The organism is Streptomyces sp. CWNU-52B (assembly GCF_047444975.1).
Classification (GTDB): Bacteria; Actinomycetota; Actinomycetes; order Streptomycetales; family Streptomycetaceae; genus Streptomyces.
The window spans coordinates 25,966-38,159 of record NZ_JBLFJV010000016.1 but is presented as its reverse complement, the minus strand read 5'-3'; the positions used below and the strand labels follow the sequence as shown (position 1 = coordinate 38,159).

General features: G+C 70.0%; 11 protein-coding genes and 1 tRNA gene. 6 read left to right on the top strand and 6 right to left on the bottom strand.

Translation table 11 applies throughout. The annotated features are described in order from the left end of the window. Positions 1 to 20: 20 nt before the first annotated feature. The 4 genes from ACLVWQ_RS16310 to ACLVWQ_RS16295 all read right to left on the bottom strand — a co-directional run bounded on the left by ACLVWQ_RS16310 (position 21) and on the right by ACLVWQ_RS16295 (position 3,697). Positions 21 to 350: a rhodanese-like domain-containing protein gene (locus ACLVWQ_RS16310; RefSeq protein WP_414109688.1), complete on the bottom strand. Its 330-nt coding sequence runs from the start codon at positions 348 to 350 to the stop codon at positions 21 to 23. 64 nt (positions 351 to 414) lie between these two features. Beyond that, entirely contained in the window at positions 415 to 1,242 is an 828-nt protein-coding gene (locus ACLVWQ_RS16305; protein ID WP_414109431.1) for a J domain-containing protein, read from the bottom strand. A 497-nt stretch (positions 1,243 to 1,739) separates the two neighbouring features. Then, entirely contained in the window at positions 1,740 to 3,155 is a 1,416-nt protein-coding gene (locus tag ACLVWQ_RS16300) for a DUF2252 domain-containing protein (RefSeq protein ID WP_414109429.1), read from the bottom strand. 170 nt (positions 3,156 to 3,325) lie between these two features. Continuing rightward, entirely contained in the window at positions 3,326 to 3,697 is a 372-nt protein-coding gene (locus tag ACLVWQ_RS16295; protein ID WP_414109428.1) for a winged helix-turn-helix transcriptional regulator, read from the bottom strand. 157 nt (positions 3,698 to 3,854) lie between these two features. Between ACLVWQ_RS16295 and ACLVWQ_RS16290 the strand changes: the two genes are divergently transcribed. Beyond that, positions 3,855 to 4,514, top strand: a complete 660-nt coding sequence (locus ACLVWQ_RS16290; RefSeq protein ID WP_414109427.1) for an FMN-dependent NADH-azoreductase — start codon at positions 3,855 to 3,857, stop codon at positions 4,512 to 4,514. Positions 4,515 to 4,659: 145 nt separating this feature from the next. Here ACLVWQ_RS16290 and ACLVWQ_RS16285 read toward each other — a convergent pair whose 3' ends face one another. Further along, entirely contained in the window at positions 4,660 to 5,361 is a 702-nt protein-coding gene (locus tag ACLVWQ_RS16285; protein ID WP_414109426.1) for an NAD(P)H-binding protein, read from the bottom strand. Positions 5,362 to 5,574: 213 nt separating this feature from the next. Next, a tRNA-Leu gene (locus ACLVWQ_RS16280) sits at positions 5,575 to 5,661 on the bottom strand. 511 nt (positions 5,662 to 6,172) lie between these two features. Between ACLVWQ_RS16280 and ACLVWQ_RS16275 the strand changes: the two genes are divergently transcribed. From ACLVWQ_RS16275 to ACLVWQ_RS16255, 5 genes are all read left to right on the top strand, one after another. Beyond that, the gene (locus tag ACLVWQ_RS16275; RefSeq protein WP_414109425.1) at positions 6,173 to 7,018 is read left to right on the top strand and encodes an FhaA domain-containing protein; all 846 of its coding nucleotides are present in this window, start codon (positions 6,173 to 6,175) and stop codon (positions 7,016 to 7,018) included. A gap of 10 nt (positions 7,019 to 7,028) precedes the next feature. Continuing rightward, entirely contained in the window at positions 7,029 to 7,547 is a 519-nt protein-coding gene (locus ACLVWQ_RS16270; RefSeq protein ID WP_414109424.1) for an FHA domain-containing protein, read from the top strand. A gap of 98 nt (positions 7,548 to 7,645) precedes the next feature. Next, entirely contained in the window at positions 7,646 to 9,220 is a 1,575-nt protein-coding gene (locus ACLVWQ_RS16265) for a Stp1/IreP family PP2C-type Ser/Thr phosphatase (protein WP_414109686.1), read from the top strand. A gap of 26 nt (positions 9,221 to 9,246) precedes the next feature. Next, entirely contained in the window at positions 9,247 to 10,686 is a 1,440-nt protein-coding gene (locus ACLVWQ_RS16260; protein WP_414109423.1) for an FtsW/RodA/SpoVE family cell cycle protein, read from the top strand. Next, positions 10,683 to 12,173, top strand: a complete 1,491-nt coding sequence (locus ACLVWQ_RS16255; RefSeq protein ID WP_414109422.1) for a peptidoglycan D,D-transpeptidase FtsI family protein — start codon at positions 10,683 to 10,685, stop codon at positions 12,171 to 12,173. Before ACLVWQ_RS16260 ends, ACLVWQ_RS16255 begins: the two co-directional genes overlap by 4 nt. Positions 12,174 to 12,194 lie beyond the last annotated feature (21 nt).

Here is a 12,194-nt window from a genome sequence, read left to right as displayed (position 1 = left end):
CTCCGGACGCCAGGCCCCGCCTACAGCACGAACCCCGGCTCGCCCTCCGTGTTCACCACGGGGCGGCCTGCCGCCGCCCAGACCTGCATGCCGCCTGCGACGTTCACCGCGTCGACGCCCTGCTGGGTCAGATACATCGCGACCTGCGCCGACCGCCCGCCGGAGCGGCAGATCACATTGACCTTGCCGTCCTGCGGCGCCGCCTCGGTCAGCTCGCCGTAACGGGCGACGAAATCACTGATGGGGATGTGCAGTGCCCCTTCGGCGTGACCCGCCTGCCACTCGTCGTCCTCCCGGACGTCCAGCAGGAAGTCTCCGTCCGCGAGATCCCCGACCTCGACCGTGGGCACACCAGCTCCGAAACTCATGGGCCCGACGCTACCCGACCGGCCCCCGCACACCGCAGCCGAACGATCAGGCACCGCTGCCGAGCAGCCCCGCCAACTCCGCCTCGCGCTCACTCACCTGGGCCAGCAGCTGCTCGGCGATCTCCTCCAGCAGCCGGTCGGGGTCGTCCGGCGCGATCTTGAGCATCCCGCCGATCGCGCTCTCCTCCAGTTCGCGGGCCACGAGCGCGAGCAACTCCTTGCGCTGGGCGAGCCATTCGAGCCGGGCGTAGAGCTCCTCGCTGCGGCTCGGCTGCCACTCCTCGGAGACGGGACCGGCGGCCCACTCCGCGGTCAGCTCCCGGAGCAGCGGCTCGTCGCCCCGGCCGTAGGCCGCGTTGACGCGGGAGATGAACTCGTCGCGCCGCGCGCGCTCCGTGTCGTCCTGTGCCAGGTCGGGGTGCGCCTTGCGGACGAGATCCCGGTAGAGCTTGCGGGCCTCGTCGCTCGGCCGCACCCGCTGCGGCGGCCGCACCGGCTGCTCGGTCAGCATGGCCGAGGCCTCCGGGGACAGCCCGTCCGAGTCGAGCCAGTCGTGGAACAGCTCCTCGATGCCGGGCATCGGCATGACCCTGGCCCGTGCCTCCTTGGCCTTGCGCGCGTCCTCCGGGTCACCGGTGCTCGCGGCCCGCGCCTCGGCGATCTCCGCCTCCAGCTCGTCGAGCCGCGAGTACATCGGGCCGAGCCGCTGGTGGTGCAGCCGGGAGAAGTTCTCCACCTCGACCCGGAAGGTCTCCACCGCGATCTCGAACTCGATCAACGCCTGCTCGGCCGCGCGCACCGCCCGCTCCAGCCGCTCCTCGGGCCGCTCGGCCCCGTCGCCCCCGGCACCGGCACCGGCACCGGTCCCACCCACGGGCCGATCCGCCTGATCCGCCTGATCCGTCTGAGCCCCCACCGACGCGTCACCGCCACCGGCACCGGCCGAGCCCGCCGCCGCACCGGCACCGGAATCGTCACCAGCCTCAGCGGCGTCAGCGGTCTCAGCCGTGTCAACAGAAGACTCGGAACCACCGTCGCCATCCCCGTCGGCGGCCGACTCGGCGGACGGCGCCTCCGCGGCACGCGCCGCTTCGTCGTGTGCCTCCTCGGCGCCGGCCCGACCGGCTCCGGCCCGATCGGCACGCGGCTCACCGGCGACCGGCTCCGCGGAGGGCTCGGACGGCGGGTCGGACGGGGACTGCTCAGCTTCCGGGGTCGTCACCCGCCCAGCCTAGGCCACGGCTCCGCCAGCCACTCGAATCCGCCCGGGACGAGGCCCCGCACCTTGTCACCGGCTCCCTACCGGTCGGTCCGGTCCCCTCCAGCTCTCCACCGGCTCCCCGCCGGGCCCCGGCATCCGCCCCGGGCCGTTCAGACCCCGAGCTCCCCGGCTATCCGCCCCGAGCGGACCGCCGTCACCAGCTCCGCGTGGTCGGCCTCCGTCCGGTCCGCGTACGCCACGGAGAAGGCGGCGACCGCCTCGTCCAGTTCCTCGTTCTTGCCGCAGTACCCCGCGACCAGCCGTGGATCGGCGCTGTGGGCGTGGGCGCGGGCCAGCAGTGCTCCCGTCATCCGGGCGTAGTCGTCTATCTGGTCCGCGGCCAGCGCCGCGGGATCGACGCTGCCCTTGCGGTTGCGGAACTGCCGCACCTGGAAAGGGCGCCCGTCGACGGACGTCCAGCCGAGGAGGTTGTCGCTGACGACCTGCATGCGCTTCTGGCCGAGGACGACCCGCCGGCCCTCGTGCCCGGCCTCCGGCACCGGGAACCCGGCCGCCGCCAGATGCGGCACCAGGACGGACGCGCGGGCCTCCTTCACCTGGAGGACGAGTGGCTCGTCACGGTGGTCCAGGAGCAGCACCACGTACGAGCGCGTGCCCACGCTGCCGGTGCCGACCACGCGGAAGGCGACGTCGTGCACCGCGTACCGCGCGAGGAGCGGGAGCCGGTCCGCGGAGAGCGTGTCCAGGTACTCCTCAAGGGCCAGCGCGACCCCGGTGGCCTCACCGTCCGGGACGCGGCGCAGCACCGGCGGGGCGTCGACGAAGTGGCGCCCGCCGCCCTCGGCGCTCTGCGTCGCCTTCGCCGCGAACCGGCCGCTGGTGTTGGCCCGCGCCTTCTCCGCGACCCGCTCCAGGGTGCCGAGCAGGTCGTGGGCGTCGGCGTGCGAGACCAGCTCCTCGTCCGCGATGGCGTTCCACGCGTCCAGGGCCGGGAGCTTGGCGAGCAGCCGCATCGTGCGCCGGTAGGAACCGGCCGTGAAGTGCGCGGCCTTGCGGCAGGTGTCCTCGTCCGCTCCCGCCTCGCGCGCGGCGAGCACCAGTGAGGTGGCCAGGCGCTTGAGGTCCCACTCCCAGGGCCCCTGGGCCGTTTCGTCGAAGTCGTTCAGGTCGATGACGAGGCCGCCGCGCGCGTCCCCGTACAGCCCGAAGTTGCCCGCGTGCGCGTCGCCGCAGATCTGTGCGCCTATGCCCGTCACAGGTGTGCGCGCCAGGTCGTACGCCATGAGCCCTGCCGAGCCGCGCAGGAAGGCGAACGGCGTGGCCGCCATCCTGCCCACCCGTATCGGTGTGAGCTCGGGGATACGGCCCCGGCCGGACTCCTCGACGGCCGTCACCGCGTCCGGGCGGTCGCCGTTCGTGTCCAGAGACGCGTGCGCACCGCGCGGAACGCTGTCCCGGAGGGCCTTGCCCTCGCTCTTGGCCGAGTCCTCCGCGGGCCACCGCGCGAACCCGCGCACCTTCGGAATCCTCACCGCTCCGGCCACCAGGCCACCGGTCTCGCTCACCCGAACCGCCTCCCCCGCACACGAACTTCAAGCCCGCCGACATCACGCGGACGAACATCAATTCGTGACGACCGTACCCCCGTGCGCCGATCCGCGTGAGCCCCTGTGGACAACTCCGCGCCTGTGGACAACACACCAGCTCAGCGCCGCCGGAGAGCCCCCCGCCCGCGCTACTTCCGGAACTCCTCCGGGCAACGGCCGTCCTCCAGCAGGTACTTCTCCGCCCATGTGCCCAGTTGCGTGAGCGCCGGCTCCAGAGCGGACCCGGCCTCCGTCAGCCGGTAGGAGACACGCAGCGGCGGCCCCTCGTCGACCTCGCGCACCACCACGCCGATCCCCGCCAGCTCGGTGAGCCGGTCGGAGAGCATGCGCTCACTGATGCCCGGGATGGCTCGCCGCAGGTCGGCGAAGTGCACGGGGGCAGGCAGCAGGACGGCCACGATCGGGCCCGTCCAGCGTTTTCCGAGCATCTGGAAGACGCGAGTGATGCCGTCGTCGACCCGCCGGCACGTCGCAGCGTCGTGGTTTTCCTGGACCGCCATGACTTCAGAGTACTGGCCTCTCCGTTCGGGGATGAAAAAAAGTAAGCTCCTGTGTTATTCATAGGTGCAAGCAAAAAGTAAGGCTTCTGCCGAGCCGGCCCGACCCAGCCTGATCCCAGCCGATCGCAGTCGAACCCCGCATCCCCTTGGAGACCCCATGGCCACCTTGCTGCACCTGGACTCGTCCCTCTTCCCCCGCTCCGCCTCGGCGTCCCGCGCCGTCACGGACGCCTTCCGCAAGGCCTGGGAGGAGCAGCACCCGCAGGGCACGGTGATCTACCGCGACCTCTCCGCCCACCCCGTCCCGCACATCACGGCCGACGCCCACAGCGCCGTCTTCACCGATCCGTCGGAGCACACCCCGGAGCAGGCCGCGGCCTTCGCCCGGCGCGTGGAGTTCGTCGAGGAACTGGAGCAGGCGGACGCCGTTCTGATCGGCGCGCCCATGTACAACTTCTCGATCCCCTCGACCCTCAAGGCATGGGTCGACAACGTGGTCGTCGTGGGCCGCACCGCAGGCGAGACCCAGTCCGCCAAGGGCACCCCGATGACCGTCGTGGCCAGCCGCGGCGGCTCCTACGCGCCGGGTACACCCCGCGCGGGCTTCGAGTACGTACAGAACTACCTGGAAGCCGTTTTCCAGGACATGCTCGGCCTGGACCTCGAATTCATCGTCCCGGAGCTGACGATGGCCGCGCAGAACCCGGCGATGGCCGAGCTGATCCCGCTCGCCGAGGCGTCCCGCGCCAAGGCCCTGACCGACGCCGCCGCCAGGGGACGGACCCTCGCCGAGCAGCTCACCACGAAGGCCGCCTGACGCCTCGCTCGCACCGCCGCACGGACGCGCGCCACAGCCGGCCACCACGAGCTACGGGCTGGGCGCGCGCCCAGCCCGTGCACCCCGGCCCCGCATGCCCCGCATGCCCCTGAGAAACGCGCCGTACGCCCCTGAGAGAGCGCCCCTACGCCCCCGAAAGCCGGTTGATCGCCTCGGTCTCCAGCACCCGGTTCTCGACGGACCCAGCCTCCGGTACCCGGCCCCCGGCCTCGCCCCGCCGGGCCACCGCGAGCATCGCCAGACCCACCTGCTCCGTCGTGGTGACCCACCGGGGCGCCAGCTTCCGCAGGGCGGGCAGCAGACGCCCGGTCAACGCGTAGATCACGCGGTACGCGCGCGTCTTGGACGTGATCCCGTGGAGCGGCTGGATGAGTCCCGGCCGGAACATGTACGCGTCCACGCCGTCCAGCGCGAGCAGCGCGTTCTCCGTCTCCCCCTTGACCCGCGCCCACATCACCCGCCCGCGCGTGGAGCTGTCGGTCCCCTGCCCGGACACGTAGCAGAAGGTCAGCCCCGGACTCGACACGGCCACGAAGCGCGCCACCGCGAGCGTGAGGTCGTACGTGACCTCGCGGTACGCGGCCTCCTTCATGCCGGCCGACGAGACGCCGAGGCAGAAGAAGCAGGCGTCGAACCCGGAGAGTTCCTCCTCCAGCCCGCCGAGGTCCGTGAGGTCGGCCCGTACGACCTCACGGAGCTTCGGATGGGTGATCCCCAGGGGCGTACGGCCCACGACGAGCACGCTCTCGACCGCCGCGTCCCGAAGGCACTCCCGCAGTACTCCGCGTCCGACCATCCCGGTCGCCCCGAAGAGGATCGCCTTCACAGAGCACCACTCCCACCACGTAGTCCGCATCGGTCCGGAAGTGTGCACCTGGGCCTGCCCGACCGTGAGATACCTCACCGTAGCCAGCGGCTCCGGGACCGCCTGGGCGCGGCCGGGCCCGTCCCGCCCGCGTACGACATCCACCCCGTACGCCGTACAACGAGAAACGGGCCCCTGTCAGAACTTCCGTCCTGACGGGGACCCGTCTCCTACTGGTGCGCGAGGGGGGAGTTGAACCCCCACGCCCTTTCGGGCACTGGAACCTGAATCCAGCGCGTCTGCCTATTCCGCCACCCGCGCATTGGGTGTGTCTTCCGTCTCTCACAAGGGTGGTGAGCGCCTTCCGACATCGAGAAGATTAGCACGCTGGAGGGGGTGGATTCACATCCGTTCCCGAGGGCCGCGGACGCCCCGCGGGAGGGCAGCGGCAGGCCGGCAGGCCCGTCGGCCACCCCGCCGTCACCACCGGGACCGACTCCCGTGGCGCCCCCGATCCCACGGGGCCCGGCTGCCACGTATCAAGCAGAACCGGTTCACGTATCAACCTCGTACCGGTCCAGGCCATCTCCCCATGAGGGGGCCGAGGTCCGCTGCCGGGTGCGGGACACTGTGGTGAAGCCACCTCTACGATCCTTCCCATACGGAGTGCCTCGGGGAGTTCGAAGAGGCGGTTCGAAGGGAACTTCGGGAGGGGACTTCAGTGGGCGTCGACATCCGTCGACCGGTCCGACAGGGGGAACCAGCCGATTTCCCGGCGCGTGGATACGATCAGTAAGCAGTACCAGGGCAACAACAAAGGAGGAGGTGCCCCATGGGAGTCCTGAAGAAGTTCGAGCAACGTCTCGAAGGTCTGGTCAACGGCACCTTCGCCAAGGTGTTCAAGTCCGAGGTCCAGCCCGTGGAGATCGCCGGAGCGCTCCAGCGCGAGTGCGACAACAACGCCACCATCTGGAACCGCGACCGGACCGTCGTCCCCAACGACTTCATCGTGGAACTGAGCACGCCGGACTTCGAGCGTCTCAGCCCCTACTCGGGCCAGCTCGGCGACGAGCTGGCCGGCATGGTGCGCGACTACGCCAAACAGCAGCGTTACACCTTCATGGGCACCATCAAGGTCCACCTGGAGAAGGCCGCCGACCTCGACACCGGCCTCTACCGGGTCCGCAGTCGTACGCTCGCCTCCTCCACCGACCAGCAGGCCGCTCCCGGACGTGCCCCCGCGGGCCCGCCCCCGGCAGCCGCCCGCGGTCAGGCGGGTGGCTACGGCTATCCGCCCGCCGCCGCTCCTCCCATGCCTGCCGCACCGCCACCCGGCGGACGTCCGGGCGCCGCACCCGCGGGCCAGCGGCCCGCCGCGGCCCCGCAGCCGGGCGGACGGACGCGGCACTGGATCGAGGTCAACGGCAACCGCCATCAGATCTCCCGCCCGACGCTCGTGCTGGGCCGCAGCACCGAAGCCGACGTGCGGATCGACGACGCCGGCGTCTCACGCCGGCACTGTGAGATCCGGACCGGAACGCCCTCGACGATCCAGGATCTCGGGTCCACCAACGGCATCGTGGTGGACGGGCAGCACACCACCCGCGCTACGCTCCGCGACGGCTCGCGGATCGTCGTGGGCAGCACCACCATCATTTACCGGCAAGCCGAAGGGTGAAGCGGGGGCAATGTCAGAGCTGACCCTCACGGTCATGCGGCTGGGTTTCCTGGCCGTACTGTGGCTGTTCGTGATCGTGGCCGTGCAGGTCATCCGCAGCGACCTGTTCGGAACGCGTGTCACACAGCGCGGGTCGCGCCGGGAAGCCCAGAGGCCGCAGCAGGCCGCGCGCCAGAGCGCGCCACCGCCGCAGCGCCAGCAAGCGGCCGCCGGCGGCGGCCGGCAGCGCCGTGGCGCTCCCACCAAACTGGTCGTCTCCGAGGGCATCCTCACGGGCACGACCGTTGCCCTCCAGGGCCAGACCATCACGCTGGGCCGTGCACACGACAGCACCATCGTGCTGGACGACGACTACGCGTCCAGCAGACATGCCAGGATCTACCCGGACCGTGACGGCCAGTGGATCGTCGAGGATCTCGGGTCCACCAACGGCACGTATCTCGACCGGACCCGACTGACGACTCCGACGCCGGTTCCGCTGGGCGCGCCGATCCGCATCGGCAAGACCGTCATCGAGCTGCGGAAGTAGTGCTACGTCATGAATGAGCGCGAGCGGAGCGAGCGAGCAGCGGCGGTCCCCACGACGGACCCCGGCGCGCTCCCGACCGGAGGGTGGGCACCGTGCGGATGTACCCGGAGCCGACGGGCGAGGTGCGCATGAGTCTGTCACTGCGCTTCGCCGCCGGATCGCACAAAGGCATGATCCGCGAGGGGAACGAGGACTCCGGCTACGCCGGACCACGTCTCCTCGCGATCGCCGACGGGATGGGCGGCCAGGCCGCCGGCGAGGTCGCCTCGTCCGAGGTGATCTCCACCATCGTGGCGCTCGACGACGACGTGCCCGGCTCCGACATCCTCACCTCGCTCGGCACGGCCGTCCAACGCGCCAACGACCAACTCAGGATGATGGTCGAGGAGGACCCCCAGCTCGAAGGCATGGGGACCACCCTCACCGCCCTCCTGTGGACCGGTCAGCGGCTCGGCCTCGTGCACGTCGGCGACTCGCGCGCCTATCTGCTGCGCGACGGCGTGCTGACGCAGATCACCCAGGACCACACCTGGGTGCAGCGCCTCGTCGACGAGGGCCGCATCACGGAGGAAGAGGCGACCACCCACCCGCAGAGGTCCCTCCTCATGCGCGCGCTGGGCAGCGGCGACCACGTCGAACCCGACCTCTCCATCCGTGAGGTCCGCGCCGGCGACCGCTACCTGATCTGCTCCGACGGGCTCTCGGGCGTCGTCTCCCATCAGACGATGGAGGACACCCTCGCCAGCTACCAGGGCCCCCAGGAGACCGTGCAGCAGCTCATCGAGCTCGCGCTGCGCGGCGGCGGCCCCGACAACATCACGGTCATCGTCGCCGACGTCCTCGACATCGACGGCGGGGACACCCTCGCCGGGCAGATCTCCGACACCCCGGTCGTCGTGGGCGCGGTAGCCGAGAACCAGCAGCACCCCCTGCACGACGACGGCGCCATGCAGACACCCGCGGGGCGCGCCTCCGGCCTCGGCCGTCAGGTGCCCGAGCAGGGCGGCGAGTTCGGCCCGCCCGGCAGCGGCGACGCCACCGGATACGTACCCACCGGAGGGTTCGGCGACTACTCCGACGAGGACTTCGTCAAGCCCCGCTCCGGGCGCAGGTGGCTGAAGAGATCCCTCTACGCCGCCCTCGCGCTCGGCGTCATCGGCGGCGGACTGTACGGCGGTTACCGCTGGACACAGACGCAGTACTACGTCGGCACGAACGACGACCACATCGCCCTGTACCGCGGTATCAGCCAGGATCTCGCCTGGGTCTCGCTCTCGAAGGTGGAGAAGGACTACCCGAAGATCGAACTCAAGTACCTGCCGCCGTACCAGCAGAAGCAGCTCAAGGCGACGATCGCCCAGTCCGACCTGCACGACGCCGAGTCGAAGGTCGCCGAGCTCGACACCCAGGCGTCCGCGTGCAAGAAGGACGCCGACCGCCGCAAGGCCGAGAGCAAGAAGAACGCCAAGACCGGCGAGGGCGAGGCCGGCGGAGTCACGGGAACCACCCGGACCTCTGTCGCGTCCAAGGCCACACCGACGCCGTCGACGCCCCCCAGCGGGGAGCAGTCGTCGCCCGACCCGTCCAAGTCCGCGACCGCACCCACTCCCACACCCGGCCCCAGCCTCTCCGACGAAGAGCAGAAGCTGGTCTCGCTGTGCGGTAAGCAGTAAGCAGCCGTGAGGGGCCCTGTCACACGATGAGCAGTACTTCCAACCCGTCGATGCAGCACACGTCCACGATCGGCGCGATCGGCGCACCCAGCCGGCGCAACACCGAGCTCGCGCTGCTCGTGTTCGCCGTGGCCATCCCGGTGTTCGCCTACGCCAACGTCGGACTGGCCATCAACGGCTCGGTCCCGCCGGGCCTGCTGAGCTACGGCCTCGGCCTCGGCCTGCTCGCGGGCGTCGGCCACATCGTCGTACGGAAGTTCGCCCCGTACGCCGACCCGCTGCTGCTGCCGCTGGCCACACTGCTCAACGGCATCGGTCTGGTCGTCGTGTGGCGCCTGGACCAGTCCAAGCGACTGCAGCAGAGCGTCACCTTCTTCGAGGCGGCCCCCCGCCAGCTGCTGAACTCGGCTCTGGGTGTCGCGCTGTTCGTGATCGTCCTGGTCTTCCTCAAGGACCACCGCGTCCTGCAGCGCTACACCTACATCTCCATGGTCGTCGCGGTGATCCTGCTGCTCCTGCCGCTGGTCCCCGGCCTCGGCCAGAACGTCTTCGGCGCCCGCATCTGGATCAAGATCCCCGGCCTGGGCACCATCCAGCCCGGCGAGTTCGCGAAGATCGCCCTGGCCGTGTTCTTCGCGGGCTACCTCATGGTGAAACGCGACGCCCTGGCCCTGGCCAGCCGCCGCTTCATGGGCCTCTATCTGCCACGCGGACGTGACCTCGGCCCGATCATCGTCATCTGGGCCATCTCCATCCTCATCCTGGTCTTCGAGACCGACCTCGGAACCTCGCTGCTGTTCTTCGGCATGTTCGTGATCATGCTGTACGTCGCCACCGAGCGGACCAGCTGGATCGTGTTCGGTCTGCTGATGTCCGCGGCCGGCGCCGTCGGCGTCGCGTCCTTCGAGTCGCACGTCCAGCAGCGCGTCCAGGCCTGGCTCGACCCCATGCGCGAGTACACCCTCAGCCAGCAGGGCGTCGTCGGCCACACCGAGCAGTCCATGCAGGCCCTGTGGGCCTTCGGCTCCGGCGGCACCCTCGGCACCGGACTGGGCCAGGGCGACTCCGACCTCATCGGCTTCGCCGCCAACTCCGACTTCATCCTCGCCACCTTCGGCGAAGAGCTCGGCCTGGCCGGCGTGATGGCGATCCTGCTGATGTACGGCCTGATCGTGGAACGCGGCGTACGCACCGCCCTCGCCGCCCGCGACCCCTTCGGCAAGCTGCTCGCCATCGGCCTCTCCGGCGCCTTCGCCCTCCAGGTCTTCGTGGTCGCCGGCGGCGTCATGGGCCTGATCCCGCTGACCGGTATGACGATGCCCTTCCTGGCCTACGGAGGCTCCTCCGTCATCGCCAACTGGGCACTCATCGGCATCCTGATCCGGATCAGCGACACCGCCCGGCGGCCCGCCCCGGCCCCCGCACCCAATCCCGACGCCGAGATGACCCAGGTGGTCCGACCGTGAACAAGCCCCTGCGCCGGATTGCGATCTTCTGTGGACTCCTCGTCCTCGCCCTGCTCGTCCGCGACAACTGGATCCAGTACGTCCAGGCGGACTCGCTGAAGAAGGACACCAAGAACCGCCGCGTCGCGATGGACCGCTACGCCACCCCACGCGGCGACATCATCGTCGACGGCGACCCGATCACCGGGTCCACCAAGACGGACGGCGACGACTTCAACGACTTCGAGTACAAGCGCACCTACAAGGACGGCGCGATGTGGGCCCCCGTCACGGGCTACGCCTCGCAGGCCTTCGGCGCCACGCAGCTGGAGAGCATCGAGGACGGCATCCTCACCGGCAACGACGACCGGCTCTTCTTCCGCCGCACCCTCGACATGATCACCGGCAAGAAGCAGGAGGGCGGCAATGTCTACACCACCCTCAACGCCGCCGCGCAGAAGGCCGCCTACAACGGGCTGCTGAAGCGGGGCAAGGGCGCCGTCGCCGCGATCAACCCCGAGACCGGCGCGATCCTGGCCCTGGCCTCCACGCCCTCCTACGACCCGTCGTCGTTCGCCGGCAACTCCACCAAGGTCGACGGCAAGGCCTGGGACAAGCTCCAGAAGAAGAACGATCCCGACAACCCGATGCTCAACCGGGCCCTGCGCGAGATCTACCCGCCCGGGTCCACCTTCAAGGTGGTCACGGCCGCCGCCGCGCTGGAGAACGGCGTCTACGACAGCGCCGACGAGAAGACCGACTCGCCGGTCCCGTACATGCTGCCGGACACCAAGACCCCGCTGCCGAACGAGGGGAACATCTCCTGCAAGGACGTGTCGCTCCGCGAGGCGCTTCGGGTGTCCTGCAACACGGTCTTCGGCAAGCTCGGCGTCGACGTCGGCAAGGAGGAGATGCTGAAGGAGGCCAAGAAGTTCGGCTTCAACGAGGAGCAGTTCGTACCGGTCCGCTCCAGCGCCTCCAACTTCCCCGAGAACATGGACAAGCCGCAGACCGCGCTCAGCTCCATCGGCCAGTTCGAGACCGCCACGACCCCGCTGCAGATGGCCATGGTCGCCTCGGCCATCGCCAACGACGGCAAGCTCATGAAGCCGTACATGGTCGACAAGCTCCAGGCGCCGAACCTCGACGTCATCGAGCAGACCGACCCCGAGCAGATGAGCGAGCCGCTGTCCGAGAAGAACGCCCAGATCCTTCAGTCGATGATGGAGACGGTCGTCAAGGAGGGCACCGGCACCAAGGGCCAGATCAACGAGAGCGGCGTCACGGTCGGCGGCAAGACCGGTACCGCCCAGCGCGGCATCGGCAACAGCGAGAACCCGTACGCCTGGTTCATCTCGTACGCGAAGACCGACGACGGCAGCTCTCCGGTCGCCGTCGCCGTGGTCGTCGAGGACGAGAGCGCCAACCGTGACGACATCTCCGGCGGTGGTCTCGCCGCTCCGATCGCAAGGGACGTGATGAAGGCAGTCCTCGACAGCAAGAAGTGACCCCGCTCACGTCTCCTTCAC